This window comes from Fervidobacterium pennivorans, assembly GCF_001644665.1.
In the GTDB taxonomy this organism is placed as follows: Bacteria; Thermotogota; Thermotogae; order Thermotogales; family Fervidobacteriaceae; genus Fervidobacterium; species Fervidobacterium ngatamarikiense.
Genome location: NZ_CP011393.1, coordinates 1,705,424 through 1,722,330, shown reverse-complemented (window position 1 = coordinate 1,722,330; position 16,907 = coordinate 1,705,424). Strand labels below are relative to the sequence as shown.

Annotated in this window: 18 protein-coding genes; 2 read left to right on the top strand and 16 right to left on the bottom strand. The window is 38.8% G+C overall.

Annotation, left to right across the window (positions count from 1 at the left end):
- Positions 1–9: 9 nt before the first annotated feature.
- The 3 genes from JM64_RS07965 to JM64_RS07955 are packed head-to-tail and all read right to left on the bottom strand — an operon-like array spanning position 10 to position 3,238.
- On the bottom strand, positions 10–1,257 hold the full coding sequence (locus tag JM64_RS07965) for an ABC transporter substrate-binding protein (protein WP_064012179.1): 1,248 nt from the start codon (positions 1,255–1,257) through the stop codon (positions 10–12).
- Positions 1,254–2,555, bottom strand: coding sequence for an FAD-dependent oxidoreductase (locus JM64_RS07960; RefSeq protein ID WP_064012178.1), 1,302 nt, complete (start codon positions 2,553–2,555; stop codon positions 1,254–1,256). The genes JM64_RS07965 and JM64_RS07960 overlap by 4 nt, the downstream gene beginning before the upstream one ends.
- Positions 2,552–3,238, bottom strand: a complete 687-nt coding sequence (locus JM64_RS07955; RefSeq protein WP_033190852.1) for an N-acetylmannosamine-6-phosphate 2-epimerase — start codon at positions 3,236–3,238, stop codon at positions 2,552–2,554. The genes JM64_RS07960 and JM64_RS07955 overlap by 4 nt, the downstream gene beginning before the upstream one ends.
- Before the next feature lie 273 nt (positions 3,239–3,511).
- Here JM64_RS07955 and JM64_RS07950 point away from each other — a divergent pair, with 273 nt between their 5' ends.
- A complete protein-coding gene (locus JM64_RS07950; RefSeq protein ID WP_064012177.1) occupies positions 3,512–6,619 on the top strand; it encodes an alpha-mannosidase in 3,108 nt (1,035 codons plus the stop codon).
- Between the two features lie 52 nt (positions 6,620–6,671).
- On the opposite strand, the gene JM64_RS07945 is transcribed toward JM64_RS07950, so the two are convergent.
- The 7 genes from JM64_RS07945 to JM64_RS07915 all read right to left on the bottom strand — a co-directional run bounded on the left by JM64_RS07945 (position 6,672) and on the right by JM64_RS07915 (position 13,228).
- On the bottom strand, positions 6,672–7,625 hold the full coding sequence (locus JM64_RS07945) for an aldo/keto reductase (RefSeq protein WP_033190854.1): 954 nt from the start codon (positions 7,623–7,625) through the stop codon (positions 6,672–6,674).
- A gap of 168 nt (positions 7,626–7,793) precedes the next feature.
- Positions 7,794–8,705: a glutamate formimidoyltransferase gene (gene ftcD / locus JM64_RS07940; protein ID WP_064012176.1), complete on the bottom strand. Its 912-nt coding sequence runs from the start codon at positions 8,703–8,705 to the stop codon at positions 7,794–7,796.
- Positions 8,706–8,739: 34 nt separating this feature from the next.
- On the bottom strand, positions 8,740–9,366 hold the full coding sequence (locus JM64_RS07935; protein ID WP_156487928.1) for an N-glycosylase/DNA lyase: 627 nt from the start codon (positions 9,364–9,366) through the stop codon (positions 8,740–8,742).
- A 36-nt stretch (positions 9,367–9,402) separates the two neighbouring features.
- Positions 9,403–11,613, bottom strand: a complete 2,211-nt coding sequence (locus tag JM64_RS07930; RefSeq protein WP_064012175.1) for a BamA/OMP85 family outer membrane protein — start codon at positions 11,611–11,613, stop codon at positions 9,403–9,405.
- A gap of 29 nt (positions 11,614–11,642) precedes the next feature.
- Positions 11,643–12,182, bottom strand: a complete 540-nt coding sequence (locus JM64_RS07925; RefSeq protein WP_064012174.1) for an ATP-binding protein — start codon at positions 12,180–12,182, stop codon at positions 11,643–11,645.
- Positions 12,170–12,793, bottom strand: coding sequence for a PHP-associated domain-containing protein (locus JM64_RS07920; RefSeq protein ID WP_231882336.1), 624 nt, complete (start codon positions 12,791–12,793; stop codon positions 12,170–12,172). The genes JM64_RS07925 and JM64_RS07920 overlap by 13 nt, the downstream gene beginning before the upstream one ends.
- 105 nt (positions 12,794–12,898) lie before the next feature.
- Positions 12,899–13,228: a hypothetical protein gene (locus tag JM64_RS07915; protein ID WP_064012173.1), complete on the bottom strand. Its 330-nt coding sequence runs from the start codon at positions 13,226–13,228 to the stop codon at positions 12,899–12,901.
- 125 nt (positions 13,229–13,353) lie between these two features.
- On the opposite strand from JM64_RS07915, the gene JM64_RS10090 reads away from it, so the two are divergent.
- Positions 13,354–14,304, top strand: coding sequence for a DDE-type integrase/transposase/recombinase (locus tag JM64_RS10090; protein ID WP_064011260.1), 951 nt, complete (start codon positions 13,354–13,356; stop codon positions 14,302–14,304).
- Positions 14,305–14,338: 34 nt separating this feature from the next.
- On the opposite strand, the gene deoC is transcribed toward JM64_RS10090, so the two are convergent.
- The 6 genes from deoC to fliW are packed head-to-tail and all read right to left on the bottom strand — an operon-like array spanning position 14,339 to position 16,890.
- Entirely contained in the window at positions 14,339–15,088 is a 750-nt protein-coding gene (gene deoC / locus JM64_RS07905) for a deoxyribose-phosphate aldolase (RefSeq protein ID WP_156487927.1), read from the bottom strand.
- A 24-nt stretch (positions 15,089–15,112) separates the two neighbouring features.
- Positions 15,113–15,556, bottom strand: a complete 444-nt coding sequence (gene smpB, locus JM64_RS07900) for an SsrA-binding protein SmpB (RefSeq protein ID WP_064012171.1) — start codon at positions 15,554–15,556, stop codon at positions 15,113–15,115.
- The gene (locus tag JM64_RS07895) at positions 15,553–15,978 is read right to left on the bottom strand and encodes a YraN family protein (RefSeq protein ID WP_231882334.1); all 426 of its coding nucleotides are present in this window, start codon (positions 15,976–15,978) and stop codon (positions 15,553–15,555) included. The genes smpB and JM64_RS07895 overlap by 4 nt, the downstream gene beginning before the upstream one ends.
- Positions 15,899–16,183 carry an Asp-tRNA(Asn)/Glu-tRNA(Gln) amidotransferase subunit GatC gene (gene gatC / locus JM64_RS07890; protein ID WP_064012170.1) on the bottom strand — a complete coding sequence of 95 codons (285 nt, stop codon included), beginning with the start codon at positions 16,181–16,183 and terminating at the stop codon, positions 15,899–15,901. Before gatC ends, JM64_RS07895 begins: the two co-directional genes overlap by 80 nt.
- Entirely contained in the window at positions 16,167–16,412 is a 246-nt protein-coding gene (csrA, locus tag JM64_RS07885; protein ID WP_064012596.1) for a carbon storage regulator CsrA, read from the bottom strand. Before csrA ends, gatC begins: the two co-directional genes overlap by 17 nt.
- Position 16,413: 1 nt before the next feature.
- Positions 16,414–16,890, bottom strand: a complete 477-nt coding sequence (fliW, locus tag JM64_RS07880) for a flagellar assembly protein FliW (RefSeq protein WP_064012169.1) — start codon at positions 16,888–16,890, stop codon at positions 16,414–16,416.
- Between the last annotated feature and the right edge of the window lie 17 nt (positions 16,891–16,907).

Genomic DNA, 16,907 nt, shown 5'->3' with positions numbered 1-16,907 from the left:
AGATTGCGTTTATTTTGCTAATATTGCATTGACTTCTTTTTCGGCCAAGCTCAGCGCTTCTTTTGCTGTAAGTTCGCCTTTAATTGCCTTCATCCAATAGTCCTGAAGAACCTTTCTGACATCTGGGAGTTTACTAGCTGGAACACCTATAACACTTGGAGCATTAAGATCTACTGCATTTTTCATGGAAAGACTTGCCATGTACATAGCTTTAGCGTTAAGGTCGCCTGCTTTAACTCTTTGTCTGAAATATTCACTTGTTTCCAAGCCTTGCACGGTTGAAGGTGATACTGTAGCATACTTACTAAACTCTATCTGCCATTTCGGTGAAGTTACATGAGCAGCAAATTTTGCCGCTTCCTTTGGATATTTGCAAGTAACGGGAATCACAAGGTTCATCAATGAGACCTTTATTATCCCAGCTTTTCCAACGGGGTGTGGTGCCACATCCGTAACCTTGAATATATTCGGACTATTAACTTCTATGTGTTTTAGCATTGTCAACCCTGCTGGATACATAACTATCTTACCTTGCTGATAGAACTCTCTACCTTCACCATAACCGCCAAGCGACCTTGGCATCAAATTCTCTCTGTATGCTTTTTGGAACCATTCCAGTCGGGCAACCGCTTCTGGGGTGTTGAAAGCTGCCTTTTTGCCGTCTGGTGTTACTATAGGAACACCTTCCAAGAGAAGTTCATCAATAGCGATTATATTTGGCTCGAAACCGTATATATCCAATTTAGCCCTTATAATTCTCGAATACTCCAAAACTTCATCCCAAGTCTTTGGAGGTTTATTTGGATCGAGCCCTGCCTTTTTGAACAAGTCTTTATTGTACATTAATATCGGGATGGATGCATACCACGGAAACGCATAAGCTTTACCATTTACTACTGTTGCGTTCCAAAGCTTTTCCCAGTATTGTTTAATGGTGACTGGAGGAATTAAATTATCTATGGGCAATATTGCACCTTGAATTGCAAAGTCAACAGCCCAAGTTGTGTTCAAGTTCACAACATCAGGACCTTGCCCAGCCGCAATAGCCGCTGTTAACTTTTGAACTGCTGAAGCATAAGGTATATCAAGCCAATTGATTTTAATACCAGGATTGTTTTTTTCAAAATCAGCAATCATCGCTTTTAAGTATTCGTCAAACGTTGGACTTAAAGAAAGTGTCCAGAATTCCAACGTGATAGTTTTAGCAAAACCAATTGCAGCGATAAGAACCAACAGCACCAAAAATACCTTTTTCATTCCGAACCCCTCCCTTTTTCATTGTCTAGCATTCTTGACCTTACAATTTCATGAAAACTAGTATTTACCATACCAGCCGCACGTCCGATTGCTTCACCCATGTCCGTGCATGTTGCCATTATTCGAGCTGCGGATTGACCTAAAAATGTTCCCGAGAAATTTCGACCAACTATACCCAGGTTCACGAAATCTTTGGAAATCAGTGATCTTAATGGTATCTCGTAATAGTCTTCGTATCTGGGAACTTCAGAGGTGTTTTTTGAGTTGCTGGTTTGAATCTTTTTGTGAACATCGATGCCATAAACAGCTTTAACAACCCCATCCTCAAATCTGCTTTTTCTAATAACATCGTCTTCGGAGAAGGTATATAAACCCCGAATACGGCGACTCTCCCTGACGCCAAGATAAGTGGCTATCTTTTCAACGTAACAGTTTTCAAATCCGGGCACATATCTTTTTGCAAATGTGTACACTGTTTCAACCTGTTTGTGAAGATCCTTTAGTGCTTTCGAGATTTCAAAATCATCAGTTGTTTTGACCCATACGTGAGTCGTGTTAACTGTTACTCTACCAGTTCCAGGTAGTTGGTTGAAGAAGAAATAGTCAACCGGATAGTTGAGTCCATCTTCCTTTGCTTTTCTCACCTCCTTAAAGTATCCTCCTACGGACAAAACTTTCGAGTTTGGTGAAACCCATTTGAAAAAGTTTTCGGGCTCTCTTCTCACATATTCACGTACTTTCTCAAAGTCTACGTTCGCTAATGTGAACATGAGAGTTGTCCCTTGGTTTTCATGTGTTGTCTCATCTCCAGAATCGTATGAACAGCCTGCAAGGTAAGAAAAACTACCATCACCTGTCGCATCAACAAAAAGCTTAGAATGAATTTCATACTCGTTTCCTAACGCTGTTTTAACCACAACTTTTTCAATTCTTTTTAGTCCGGACTTTTCATCCTTGCTGTCTCTTACCGATATAGGTATCGCTCTGAAAAGGATATCCACACTTTGCAGTTTTTCCATCAATACTAATCGCAGTACCTCAGAGTCAAAACAATTTTCGATTATTCCATCTCGTTTTCTTAGATCTGTAATTAACTCTTCGAAGAAATCTCCACACAGCAACTGGTTATCAAGCCAGAACCTCATGAATGGATTAACAAGTCCTGCAGTTGCATTGCCACCAACGACTGAGCTTTGTTCGATTAAGATTACCTTTTTCCCAAGTCGCTGAGCCGTTACTGCTGCACTTACACCTGCGAGGCCTGCACCAAACACGGTAACATCATATTCAAGTGTCATCTCTTTTCACTCCTCGAGCCATTGGTACTCCTGAATGTTTCGACGAGTTTGGACAACATTATCCATGGTCTTGTTATTGCTGTTCCAACAACAACTGCGTACGCACCAGCAATAAGTGCTTGTGTAATCTCTTCTTCATTTGAATAACCACCTTCAGCAATTACAGGAACTGGAGAAAACGAAGATAACCTTTTTACAAGCTCTATATTTGGCAGTTTAACGTTTTTTGTATAGTCCGTATATCCGCTGAGGGTTGTTGCCAGATAGTCCGGCTTTAAAGGTAGAACTCGTTCTGCATCAAATTCATCTGCTATATCAGCTATAATCTCTACATGGGGAAACCTAGTTCTCACCATGCTGAATAAATCTTCTACAGAAACAGGGCGCTTGCGACGGGTGCAATCTATAGCTACTACATCACAACCAGCGCTTACTACTTCTTTGACGTCCTCAAAAGTTGGAGTTATATATGCTTCATACGCCCTGTTCTTAACCAAGCCTATAATGGGAATATTTATTTTTCCCTTCAAAATTTTGACGTGCTCCCTACCATTGGTTCTTATAGCTACCGCTCCTACGCTTTCAGCAATTTTCGCCATGCTTAGGACAAAGCATGGGTCCGTAATGGGATCTGTAGGTTCCAATTGAACACTCAAGATAATCCCACGTTGTATTTTTGCCAACTGCACCACCCTTTCGTTTGAGCAATTGCGAAGACAAAATTGAAATATTCTCCAAAAAAATTTTATCATTGGAAATCATTTCCAAAAAATCTGTTTTTTCTGAGAAAATAGGTGGGAATCTGTGAAAAAAGAATAAAAGAATTGAAATCAATCTTTGTCTAAAGTTATCTCTTTTTTCTTTCCAATCATGCTATGGGAAATTATTCTTCCAAAAGTATATAATTTTGATAAAGTGAAGCTGATTTAATTGTTGAAGAAAGGGGAGCGATTGCTATGTACAGAAAAAGACAAATCGAATGCTCAAGATTTTACAAACTACTTGATGAGCTGATGCCGTATTGTGTGGTCAAGGTTGAAGAACTGAGTTGGAAACACAACACGAAATCAATAAATCTTCCTTATGAGTGGAATGATATGAGCTATCCTGCAGTTTTCTCAACGGAATTTCAGATAAAACCATCAGAGAATTCCCATGTGTGTTACTTGCGTGGTTGGTTTGGTGGAGAATCTCTTGTTAGAATTGATGGAAAACCTTTTGGAGAGATAAACGAATACCACAGAGAAGTAAACCTAACTCAATTTTGCGATGGTGAGAAGCACGAAATAATTGTTGAAACAATGCCAAGGGGGCTTTTCGGAACCAAATCGGAACCCGTATTTAGTGAGGGCTTTTTAATTTTCTACGATGCCGATATGTTAGGAGCAGTAAGATTTTTTAGAAACGTTGTCGAAGTAGTACAAGAAAGTGCGGATGAAGGTCTGGCTACGTTCTTAATAGACTCGTTAGACAAATGTCTACATACCATAGAGATTCCTCGTGACACGGAAAACTACTTACACGGACTAAATAGAAATGAGTCAGCTAAACACATAGTCTCTAGCGTTTGGGAACCACCTATAATTCCAACGTTGTACCGAATGTGGCGAAAAGACGTTAGGGAATCTCTGTTAAATGCTTACAAAGAGTTAATTTCAAAGCTTTTGAATGCATCGATAAGATTTCCCATGATAGGAAAGGTTTACTTAGCTGGGCACGCACATATCGATTATGCTTGGCTTTGGCCTGTTGAGGAAACTAAACGAAAGATCGTCAGAACATTTGCAAATGCTGTTCAACTGGCGAAAAGATACAAAGATTTTGTATTTATTCAGTCGTCTGCTCAGATGTATGAAGACTTGAAGGAAAGTTATCCAGAACTTTTTGAGCAAATAAAGGATTTAGTAAACAAGGGTCAGTGGGAACCAGTTGGAGGTATGTGGGTTGAGTCGGATTGCAATATCCCAAGCGTAGAGTCTCTTATCAGACAGTTCTACTACGGTCAGAAGTTCTTTGAAGAGCATTTTGGAAGGTTTTCAAAAGTGGCTTGGTTGCCTGATGTATTTGGATTTTCATGGGTGTTACCCCAGGTTTTGAAAGAATCAGGAATAGAATTTTTTGTGACGACAAAACTCAATTGGAATGAATCGAATGATTTCCCTTACGACATATGCAAATGGCGTGGGATTGATGGGACTGAGGTAGTCTATTACAATTACAAGAACTTAGAGGAAGGTTATAATGGAAGAATTAGTGCAAAGTCAATCATAAACACTTGGCAGAATTTTCGCCAGAAGGAACTGACCGACAAGGTCTTCTTAACGTTTGGTTACGGTGATGGTGGTGGTGGACCTACGGAAGAAATGTGTGAGAATTACTATGCTCTGAAGGAGATTCCTGGGATACCAGATGTAGAGTACTCGACAACGGAGAATTTCTTTGAAAAACTGAAAGAAGATTTTTCTGCCGAGAATTTGCCAACATGGGACAATGAACTTTATTTGGAACTCCATCGTGGTACGCTGACTTCACAAAGCAGGACAAAACGTTTGCACAAAATTGCTGAAGAATACTTAAGAATTACTGAGATCTTGAATGCTTTATACGATGGTGAGTTGCAACAAGAGATTGACAAGCTATGGAAAATACTGCTTCGGAATGAGTTTCACGACATTCTCCCAGGTTCTGCAATACACGAGGTCTACGAGACAACTAATAACGAGCTGAGTTATATTATCTCACGCTGTAAAGAACTTCAGGAAAGCATAGTTTCTGGAAATAAAGCATCATCCAGTGGATACATTACACTTTTCAATACCTCTTCTTTTGAGCAAGGAATTGAATTTGAATTAGAAAGGAGTCTGGAGCTCGATTTCAACGGTAAGCCTTTAAGAAAGGTTTGTACGTACGACGGTAAGTATTTTTACAAGCTGATTGGTGACGACGTGTTTATTGAACCTTTGGGATTTGCAACGCTGAATGTTGATAACCTTGATAATGTCAGAAATCCTAATGAATCAATTCCATCTAACAACACGACGTTCATGATTTCAAGGAACGAAAGGGGCTATCATGTAGAAAATATGCATCTGAAGGTTGATATATTCAACGACGGTTCTTTGCAAATTTACAACAAACATCTAAGAAAATCCGCATTTAAGGGGAAAGGCAATTTGATGGCTTTGTACAAGGATGTTCCGGCTTACTGGGACAACTGGGATATAGATTATCGTTCTCGTTTTTCTGAAAAGATTTTGAAAGCAGACGACGTTTTTGTAGTTGAGGATAATGAGCTGAGGAAAGTTTTGAAAGCAACGTACAGCGTTGGAGGTTCAGTAGTTGAGCAATTCTTTATCATTGGAAATGATAACGAAGAGGTCGTTATACGAACGCTTGTGGATTGGCACCAAAGAAGGACTGTACTGAAAGTGAAATTCCTAACAAACGTACTTTCCAGAATTGCCAAATTTGATATCGATGGAGGATACATTGAAAGGGCTACGCATAGGAATACGAACTTTGAAAAAGCACGTTTTGAGGTGTTGGCGCACAGATGGGTAGATATTTCACAGTACGACTTTGGTGTATCGATAATAAACGATGGTAAATACGGTCATTCGGTTGAAGGTTCGAATATAGAGCTAACGGTCCTAAAGGCAGGAATATATCCCGATTTTTACGATGATGAAGGAAAACAAGAATTTTCCTACGCTATATATCTTCATGGAGCTTGCGATGTCAAGGATATCGTCCAGAGAGCGGACAAATTCAATAAGCGAATAATTGTGTTTGAAGGTTTGCTAAGTCAACCGAAGAATTTGTTAGATATTAAGTCAGATAACTTCAAAGTGCTTTCTTACAGAAAAATAGGCGAGAAGAAAATTGTAAGGATATGCGAGCAAGTTGGCTCATCAGGTGAATTAGAAGTAGTTCCGAAGTTTCTTTTCTCTAAAGCATACCTAACAGATATTTTGGAAAACGCGAAAAAGGATTTGGAAGTGTGTGGTGGGAGTGTCAAGATTGAGTATGAACCTTTCAAGATTTATACCTTGGTGATTGAATAAAAAAGCCGCGCATTAGCGCGGCCTTACTGCTTTGATTAATCATTTTTCGTGATTAAAATAGTGACGAGAGTTCTCTGTAAATTTCATCAGTTATCTTATCTTTAACTTCTACAGCTTTTATATTTTCTTTAAGTTGCTCAAGTGAGCTCACACCGAGTATCACACTACTTACGTGCGGATTTTTGAGACACCAAGCTATGGAGAGCTGAGACATTGTAACACCGAGGTTGTCAGCGATTTGTTTGAGTCTCTTAATCTTATTCGTTGTTTCTTCACCAAAAATGCCGCGTTCCTCCATGACTTGTTTTAGCCATGGCCACCTGTCAAGTCTTGAACCTTGCGGGATACCCTCCAAATACTTACCGGTAAGTACACCTGAAGCAAGTGGGCTCCACGTGGTCAGTCCCATTCCGTATTTTTCGTAAATTGGGGCGTATTCTTTCTCGACTCTATCTTTGAATATAAGGTTGTACTGAGGTTGTTCAACAACTGGTGGTATGCAATTAAGTTCTTTTGCAACCTGATGTGCTTTCTCTATTTCTTCAGCACTCCATTCGCTTGTGCCCCAGTAAAACGCAAGACCACTTCGCAAAATCTGATCCATTGTCCAGACAACCTCTTCCATTGGAACTTCTGGATCCGGTCTGTGGCAGTACACTATATCTACGTAATCCAGCTGCAATCTCTTCAAAGAATTCCAAATACCTTCTAGTAGATGCTTTCTGGAAAGTCCTTTGTCATTTGGACCATCTCCACCCCAGAAAATTTTTGTGGAAACAACTAAATCTTCTCTTTTGTACTCTTTTAGTATTATCCCAAGTATAGATTCAGCAATTCCATTTGCATACGCTTCGGCGGTGTCGATAAAATTTATTCCGCTTGAGACCGCGTATCTAACTACTTCTCGTGTTGCTTTAAGATCCAGTTGACTACCAAATGTTAGCCATGTTCCAAGTGAAACCTCGCTGATTCTCAAACCCCACTTGCCTACTTTTCTGTACTCCATAATTCTCACCTCCATCTCTTTTGTGCAAAAACTAAGATTATACAAAGAAAAAAGTTCGAATCACGAACCTTTCAGTGATATTATATCACAAAACAAACGGGAGATGCAAGTGCATCTCCCGTTAAAAATATGGTTTTAGAGATTGTGAATTAACGCAGTTTAGTGCTTTTATTCTTCTTTTGTTAATTCGTCAAGTAGCCTTTCTTCTATAACCCTGTTTGTTCCAAAATCGTCAATTTGCAAATACCATGCGAATGTGTCAACAATAGCTTGTAAAGGGACCATGCCTATAATTTCACTTCCAACAACTGGGACTCCGTACCTTGCTGCTTCACGTTTTATAGTCTCGAAGACTCTGAAGATTGGTGATTTTTTGTAATTTGTTAAATTCATAGATACCTGTACGATACCCTTTTCTTTCAATTCCACACCCATCGCTTTAACGTATCTGTATCCACCGCTGATGTGTCTTACTGCCTTTGCTATTTTGTCGGCAATCTCTATGTTGTTTGTTCCAAGATTTACGTTGAACGCAATTAGGAATTCCCTTGCTCCAACAGCAGTAACACCTGCCGTTTCATGAACTCGAACTGGTCCGAAATCTGGTTTCCATTTTGGGTCTTTGATTTTTTCAAAGAAACCTTCAAATTCGCCTTTTCTAATTTCAGAAAGGTTCTCCCTCTCTGGTCTTGTTGCACTGCGTTCGTATAGATAAACGGGGATCCCAAGTTCTTCGCCTATTCTTTTGCCAAGTTGCTTAGACCACTCCACACATTCTTGCATAGTTGTTCCAATTAGTGGAACAAGAGGAATAACATCCGTGGCTCCCATCCTTGGATGTTCGCCTTTGTGGTAACGCAGGTCTATGAGTTCGGCTGCTTTCTTTGTCATATCGAAAAGTGCGTTAAGAACTTGCTCGGGCTCACCGACGAGCGTAACAACAGACCTATTATGGTCTTTGTCCATCGACCAGTCGAGTACTTTTACTCTTGGATATTTACTTGCTTCTTCAATAATCTGTCTTACAATTTCTTCCCTTCTACCCTCGCTGAAATTTGGAACGCTCTCAATTAGTTTCATCGAAATTCCCCCTTCTTTAATTAGACAGTATTGTTTACTTGTCCACAGTCTTTTTTATCATATACCACAGGTAGAGGTCAAACTTCCCTAAATGCTCTCCAAACATATCTGCGACCTTTCTAAGCCTTTCTTCGTAATCTAAGTAGCGTTTTTTCGTCCATCCTTTGGGTATCTCCTCGATGAGACCGTATTTGTTCATAATTCTTAGAACGTGCTTGTCTAAGATAGCGTAATTTGTGAATGCAGTATTGCGTAAAAAATGTGAACTTTCTTTCCAACCAAGTCCTTTGACATTTTTTACGATGTATTCACGAGGATCGTCTTGTTCGATTAACTCTTTTAGTTTACCTATAATCCACCTGTTTGATATTATGTATTCGGCTCTAGCTTCAGGATACCTGTGGCCAACTTCACGCAGTTTGCTCGCCAATTCTTCTTTTGACATATATACAAAACCACGTCCGATAATTTTTTGCGCTTTTATGCCACCTTGTGCACTCCAGTTAGCTGTTAGGATGCAAAAGCATAACTCTGAGAATAAATCTTCCTCGGTTCCTTCACGCCTTAGTTTTTCAAATTCCTCCCATCTTGATTCAACAAGAGGTCTTGCTTCGTCTCTTATTGATTCGAGATTTTCAAGTAGCTTGTCAATGCTGTGCATTTTCATAAACCTCCAAATTTTCATTCGATAAGGTCCTTAGAATGTCTGACCAAGAATGAAATACGTGTTGAAGTTTGGAGAAAACGCCGGTAGAATCTGCAAACCTGTGCCAAAACGTACCAAGCCGAACATAGGTAACACTAAGCCCAGTTCTATACCTGCTGAAGATATAAGGTTGTCGAATGTGTAAGATTGACCTATGAATCCAAGGTCGTAGAATATAGAGAAATAGAATATTTGCTCCGGTTCTTTAAATCTGATTTCGTTGTTGTTTAAAACAAGTACAGTTCCCTTTTCTTCGCTCTTTACACCTCTCACTTGATATGGACCAGCAAGACTGAAGTTAACAGGAGCTCCCGATGTTTGGATGACCTGGGCATTATAAATACGGCTTGCTAACGAAACAGTTTCGGATAATGGTAAGTGGTATGTTGCTTCTGCGAAGTAACTTATAGCGTCAGAACCTTGTTCTGAAAGCGGGAAATATTTCGTTCCACTGAGGGTGAATGAATAACCTTTCATCGGAACGTAAAGGTTATCTAAAGTTTCATAAACGTAGCTTCCTGTGAGAGCCATAGTTTTTGTTGTGAGCGTTGTTGTAGACGATGTCGTGGTTTCGGAATAATTCGCTGTCAAAGAAAATTGGCCGATAGGCAGTTTTAGAGTGCTTATTCCAGCTGAAGTACTCCATTTTGTTGTTGTTGTTCCCTCTTGTGTTTCCTGATTAAATGAGATTGAAGAAGAAATGCTTAACGGCATTTCAAAAGGTTTTCTTATGCCAAAGTTAAGCGATAGATCTGTGGTAGAAAGTGCTTTCTGCAACGATACTGAAAAATTCTCGCCGTAACCGAATGGATTTGTAGAAGATAGCGATATTATACCTGCAAAACCTTCATACCAAGGTTTATTTTTCACTGGTCCCCATGTTATTCCTCCCTGGAAGTCAAATTTCTTGTCTTTTTCCAAGACGTTTACAACAATGTCAACGCTGTCTTTATCCACTGGTTCAAAGTTTAAATTCACATCCTTGAAGAAGTTACTCTTTTTAAGTTCAATATACGTGACTTGTAACTGGTTACGGTTTAGATAATCGCCAGGTTTGACAGCTATTAAATCATCGAACACATAAGTTTTCGTTCGTTCGTTACCAGTTATTTTAACATTTCTGATTTTGGTTTCACTCACGATTATGTATAGATATCCATCGCTACCAATTTCCAAGTTTAGATTAATGTAATAACCAGCTTTGTCGTATTTGTTTTTTGTGTTTTGTACAGCTTTTAGGATGTCGAAGTTTGTATAAGTGCCCTCTTTCGTTTCACCAACGAGCTCTTTTTCTGAAAAAATTGTGTTGCCTTTTGTTTTTATACCTTTCAGATGGACCGGTTGTGATACAACTGTGTTATCAGTTACGGTAACAACAAGTTTTTTCGCTGGAATGTTCAAATCTACCTCCGAAGTAGATATGTCAACTATCTTAAAGTACACATACCTAGAAATACTTTGGAAGAACTCCTGCAACTTCTGTAAATTGGGAACGTAATTCTTTGGACTGTCAAAGATTTTCAGAAGCGGATTTTTTGATTCGTAGTCTTTATACTTAGGTAAGCTCAACTCTTTTTCGATGTTTTTGAATTCTACTTTAAATTGCTCGTCGTCGCTTAAAACCTCGAATTCTAAGTCGTAAAGCACATATTCGGTTACCTTGAACAGAACAGAGTTACCATCTACGCGACCCGAGATGTAAACAAAAGCAAAGGTTTTATCCTGAGATTTTGGTGTGGCAGCGATGTACCCGTTATCAGAGTAGATTTTTGCAATGTTGCTTATACTTTCCCAGAACTTCACAAAACTGAAAGCCTTACCTTCCTGTAAAGTTATCGAGCTTTGCAATGTTTCCTTAGCTATAAGCCCGGGACCAGCGATTTCTAAGGAAACTTGTGAAACAGGTTCGTTCTCTACAACTTTTATGACCAAGACTTTTTCATTTTCCTTTCCTGGAACGTCTTCCAGAACATATTGAATGTCTTTGAAATATCCAAATTCCTCAAGCTGAGAGATTATATCTTCTATTGCGTACATGTTCACATCCTTACCTATGTAAGCACCGTAAACAGAAACTAACTCGTTTTTGCTAATAGTCTTTAATCCTTCGAACTGTACATCTCTCAACACAAAACCGAACAAAATTGAACTGATGAAAACAAAAAGTGCCGTTAAGATAGGTAAAACGGATGTTTTTCTCATCTTTTTTCCTCCCTTTGTGTAATTTCTTATTAATTTTTTATTGAACTTTCAAGCTCTTCAAGCAGTTCTGATAATGTTTTTATTTTCTCTGGCGTGTCTAAAACTCCTAGGTATTCTCGGATCGTTTCGGAAGAAATTTCGTAGCAATTATCATTATAACACCGTTTGATAAACCAATTTATATTTTGATTCAGCAGAAGGACAAGAAATGTATCGACAAGGTTTCCGACTGGTTGGCAATCAATGTGGGATTTATAAAACAAAGCTTCTGTTTTTGTACCCTTGCCATATTCTGAATTTACCTTTACATACCCACCAGTTGCTTCGGCAGACTGTTTTAAGAAAGGAAGTCCAAGTCCTACCCTTCTAATCTCTTTTTTTCTTGTTGTTACAAATGGATCAAAAATTTTCTCAAGGATATCCGGTCTAATCCCACCTGCATCATCTTCTACCGAAAAATAAAAGGTATCATCTGTTTCTTCAATCACCAGTTTCACATTCTTTGCTTTCGCATTTATTGAATTTTCCGCTATATCATGTACATGGTCTGATAGGGTTATAAGTCCCAAATTGTTTTAAACCTCCCTTCTTGAATTAGTTTTATTACATCCGCCGCACTTTTTGGTTGTTCTTCGAAATATATTTTCCTTGAGCCTACTTCGTCAGGTGTATGCGCATCTGATGAAGTTAAGACTATGAATCCTTTGCTTCGTAATTCAAATGCAAGTTCTTTTTTCTTTACCTCAACGTGTTTGACATTGTGTGGCACCATTCCAAGTTGCTGGATGACACCAAATCTTCTATCAACGTGTGCAAAGACTGGAAGACCATTGTACTTCTTAATCAACTCCAAAATGTCTTCGATGGTCATATTTACAGGAAAACCAAGGTAATAATCCAGGGATTCTATAAATTCTTCCTGCTCATTCAAAACTAGTTCGTAACCATATTTTTCTGGGTCATATTCGAACTTTGGCAACATTTGTTCGACAGTTTCTGAAACAGCTAACGCATCTTCAATATCTGCGAAGTAACCAAGTATGTGAACGTCTTCTTGTGAATGAATTTCAATGCCAGGAACGATAATTTTGTTACTACATAAAGAAACAAATGCCGCAACGTTACGTGCGGAGTTATGGTCAGTGATAGATAGAATTTCTACTTCTGACTTGCAGACCACTGAAGGCACCATCGTAAGTTCTGCACAAGGAGACAAACAAGAATGAACGTGAAGATCTGCTCTGTACATGTATCATCAACTACTTATAATCAAAAAAAGCTGAAATCAACGAATTCCTAATTCGTAGATCTTACCGGCGACGTAATAAGAACTCTCTGGAGAGATGTACAGGTTTATACCTTCCTCTTTTGCTTTTTCGATAGTATCTTGCGGATAATCAAGTCCTTCACACAGCACAATAGCCCTTATTCCTGTTAATGCAGCAACTGCAATTATATTGACGTGACTTTGGACAGTAAGCCAAATGCTATTTTGCTGAGCGGAACGCATAACAACACTTAATAAATCACCAACATAACAATGTTCGATTTCGTAATCGTTGCAGAACACAACCTCTTTCAAACCTATGTTTTTTGCTATTTCAGAAATTTTCACAAAAGCCCCTCCCCTTGCAGTATTGATAATGTTAACTAAAAGTATTGAAACTTTCCAAAAACCGCATTATCCTTATAAAGAGGGGACACCCCCCAACCAACTCTCGACAAAGGAGGTATCCCGATATGAACAACTCAACGCTCTCTTGTCCAAAATGCGGTTCCACCAGCTTATACAAAAACGGTCATGACAAATACGGTAACCAACAATTCCTTTGCAAACTCTGCCATCATTCTTTCAAACTCTCCCATTCTCACAAACGCAAAAACTTCTCTTTCCCTTATCCCAAATGCCCTTCTTGTGGTAAATCTATGGAAATTTACAAAGTCCGTCGCTCTTTCGTCGTCTTCCGTTGTAGAACTTGTCGTACCAAAGATAGAGTACCTTTTAACCTCCCCGAACCAGTCACCCTTATTCCTGAGAAATTTAAATATTTCCGTTTTCCTATCTACTTCATCTTAAAAGCTTTCGTTTTGTATATGAAACACAATATGTCTTATCGCTCTCTTGCTCATTCTCTTAATATCAAAGTATCTCATGTCACCATATACAAATGGGTTATTAAATTGTGTACTTTATTCTCTGTACTTTTTCCAACATTTACCATCGAAAATGTTTTCTCAGTTCATGCTGATGAAACTGTTCTTGTGTTCAAAGAACAAAAGTACTATGTTTGGCTATTAGTTGATCACGAAACTAACTTAATTCTTTGTTGGCATGTCTCAAAGTATCGTGATATGGGACAAGTCAAAGTATTGCTCGAGAAGTTCTTTGGTAATTCAAAACCTAAAAACATTGAACTTATTACTGATGGACTTGGTGCATATGAAAGTGCAGTAAAGCTGTTGTTCAGAAATATCAATCACGTAGTGGTACCGCTCGGTAAAAACAATCAATGTGAATCTAAGTTTTCATTGTTGAAAGACTTTTTCCGACTCAAGCGAGGGCTGAAGAATACGAAGAACTTAGCGAAATATATTCAAGGATTTTGTGTAGTGAAGAATCTTTGGAAAACGCACAATGGCAATATCAATCGCATTCTTTCACAATTACACTCTTTCATCACTACAAGTTAACACTATCGTTTATTACAAAAACAAACTGAATGTATCAATATCCTCCTTGCCCAGGAACCTTATTTGTAACTATTGCAACACCTGAGCTCGTTCCAATTCTTGTAGCTCCTGCAGTAAGCATTTTTATTGCATCTTCGTATGTGCGTACTCCACCAGATGCTTTGACTTCGATTTTCCCCTCAACTGCCCATCGCATGAGCTGGACATCCTCAAATTTTGCACCACCCGTCCCGAAACCGGTGGATGTCTTCACAAAAGCGGCGCCGGCAAGTCTTGAGAGTATGCATGCAGCAATTTTCTCTTCATCAGTTAAAAAGCATGTTTCGATAATGACTTTGACAGGAACTTTCGCAACCTCAACAACAGACTTTATATCGTTGTAGACGTATTCGTAATCTCCCTCTTTCAGTTTACCTATATGGATTACCATATCTACTTCTTGAGCTCCGTTTTCAACAGCCCATTTTGTTTCCTCTACCTTAGCGTAAGTGCTGGTGGCTCCCAGTGGAAAACCGATAACCGTAACTGTGAGAACTTGACTATCTTTCAGCCTTTGTGCTACTAAAGGAACAAACGATGGGTTAACACAAACACCTTTGAATTTGTAGTCAAGAGCTTCTTTACAAAGCGTTTCTATCTCTGCTGTTGTAGCAGTAGGTTTAAGATTTGTGTGGTCGATATACTCGTTTAGTGAGATGTTCTTTAAATTTATCTCAACGGTTTCTGGTTTGTAATTTTCTTTGAATTCTTCCAGCTTTTCAATAACAGCCTTTCTTACATCCATATTTATCACTCCCTTTGAAAGTTTTTATCTTTTCAAATATTCTTTTATTCTCCTGTCAATTTCTTTCTTTTTGATTTCCTCACGTTTGTCATGACCCTTCTTACCTTTTGCAACCGCAATTTCTACTTTGACTATTCCTCTGTCGTTGAAATAGATTTTTGTCGGAACCACCGTGTATCCTTCTTGTCTAATTTTTCCCCAGATTCTGTCTATCTGCTTCCTATGTAAGAGCAATTTCCTGGGTCTTTCAGGATCATGGTTGTAGATATTTCCAAAACGATACGGTGGTATATGTAAATTCAACAAATATATCTCTCCGTCTTTTATCCTGCAAAATGAATCTTTGAAACTTGCACCATGTTCCCTCAAAGACTTTACTTCTGTTCCAACAAGCACAATGCCAGCTTCATATGTTTCATCTATAATGTAATCTGTGTATGCTTTTTTATTGGTTGCTATTATCTTCATATAAAATCCCACCCTATGTTCTTGTAGTGTCTTATTTCTAATTTCTCGTTGCTTACAATCTCAATAACATCTATCCGGGCTTTTGAATACCGCTTACTTCTCAGATAATATTCCGCACTGCGGTTTATTCTTTCGTACTTCTTCACATCAACACGCTCGGAAGGGTTTATTCGAATACCTGTACCAGATTTTACTTCAACAAACACGTAAGTTTTACCGTGCTTTGCAATTATGTCTATCTCACCAAACGGTGTGTGATAGTTTCTTTCAAGTATCTTATAGCCGTTGCGTCTTAGGTATTCGGCGGCGAGATCTTCCGCCTTTTTCCAGTTCGTTAGTACATCAACCGTAGATACTTGGAACTTTGATGAATCGGCCTTCCTTTTCAGGAAAGTTTTCAATAATACCTTCAACATTCTCATGTGATTTTGGCTCCGACTCTCTAAGCTTGCATGGTTCCTCTATAGGTGTGTACATCGGTTCGATACCTTCGGTGTCAACTTCGGAAAGTATTTCAAAATAGTCAATGATTTTCTGAAGGTCAGATTTTAGTCTCTCCGTCTCTTCAAACGTTAAACGTGCAAGCTTAGAAAGATGGTCAATAAGTTTATCATCTATCTTTATCACCGCCGATAACCTCCTTTAGCTTCTTTACCGTTTCTATTTGTGAAGCAGAATCAGTAGCCATTTTGTTGCTTTGAGCTACCGTTTTGTAGACCTCTTCTCGGTAAATCCTTACATCAGTTGGTGCGATTATGCCTATTTTAACAGCATTACCATCTATTTTCAGCACTTTCACTTGTATATTATCACCGATTATTATACTCTCTCCAACTCTCCTTGATAGCACAAGCATATCAAGCACCACTCTCTTCTTTACTTTTTCTATCATCAGATTGACTCTCTGGCTCTTTTTCGGAAACTATGGGATGTTTTAGTTCATACTTTTCAAGTATAACCTGAATGCCTATTCCATTTTTTATGTTCACCACAACTGGAGCTTTTAAGTTTACCGTCGCTAACTCCGGTTTACCGACAGGGATAGTAACTATACTCCACACAACTATGTCCGAAGGGTCTTCAACCTGTAAAATATCTAAGTCTTGTTTTGATAGATCTACCTCGTATGTCTCCAAAACCAACCAAGGGTCTATGAGCGGGAAAGATACGTTCTTATCCTCTAAACTGACAAGCCATTGAATTGGTCGTGTTTCTGGGATATTCAAAATGGCAAATTTTCTGAGTTCCTCAAAACCTGGTATTCCATTTGGAAAGGTTATGATTTCGTTATCTTTTATTTCCAGCTCACCGAACCTTGTTTTGTAAACTCCCATTCTTGCTCACCCTTTCA

Bases quoted from the DNA above. Each gene is read 5' to 3' on its own strand.
- JM64_RS07965 (WP_064012179.1), bottom strand. From the start codon at position 1,257: ATGAAAAAGGTATTTTTGGTGCTGTTGGTTCTTATCGCTGCAATTGGT.
- JM64_RS07960 (WP_064012178.1), bottom strand. From the start codon at position 2,555: ATGACACTTGAATATGATGTTACCGTGTTTGGTGCAGGCCTCGCAGGT.
- JM64_RS07950 (WP_064012177.1), top strand. From the start codon at position 3,512: ATGTACAGAAAAAGACAAATCGAATGCTCAAGATTTTACAAACTACTT.
- JM64_RS07945 (WP_033190854.1), bottom strand. From the start codon at position 7,625: ATGGAGTACAGAAAAGTAGGCAAGTGGGGTTTGAGAATCAGCGAGGTT.
- ftcD (WP_064012176.1), bottom strand. From the start codon at position 8,705: ATGAAACTAATTGAGAGCGTTCCAAATTTCAGCGAGGGTAGAAGGGAA.
- JM64_RS07935 (WP_156487928.1), bottom strand. From the start codon at position 9,366: ATGCACAGCATTGACAAGCTACTTGAAAATCTCGAATCAATAAGAGAC.
- JM64_RS07930 (WP_064012175.1), bottom strand. From the start codon at position 11,613: ATGAGAAAAACATCCGTTTTACCTATCTTAACGGCACTTTTTGTTTTC.
- JM64_RS10090 (WP_064011260.1), top strand. From the start codon at position 13,354: ATGAACAACTCAACGCTCTCTTGTCCAAAATGCGGTTCCACCAGCTTA.
- deoC (WP_156487927.1), bottom strand. From the start codon at position 15,088: ATGGATGTAAGAAAGGCTGTTATTGAAAAGCTGGAAGAATTCAAAGAA.
- smpB (WP_064012171.1), bottom strand. From the start codon at position 15,556: ATGAAGATAATAGCAACCAATAAAAAAGCATACACAGATTACATTATA.
- JM64_RS07895 (WP_231882334.1), bottom strand. From the start codon at position 15,978: ATGAGAATGTTGAAGGTATTATTGAAAACTTTCCTGAAAAGGAAGGCC.
- csrA (WP_064012596.1), bottom strand. From the start codon at position 16,412: ATGCTTGTGCTATCAAGGAGAGTTGGAGAGAGTATAATAATCGGTGAT.
- fliW (WP_064012169.1), bottom strand. From the start codon at position 16,890: ATGGGAGTTTACAAAACAAGGTTCGGTGAGCTGGAAATAAAAGATAAC.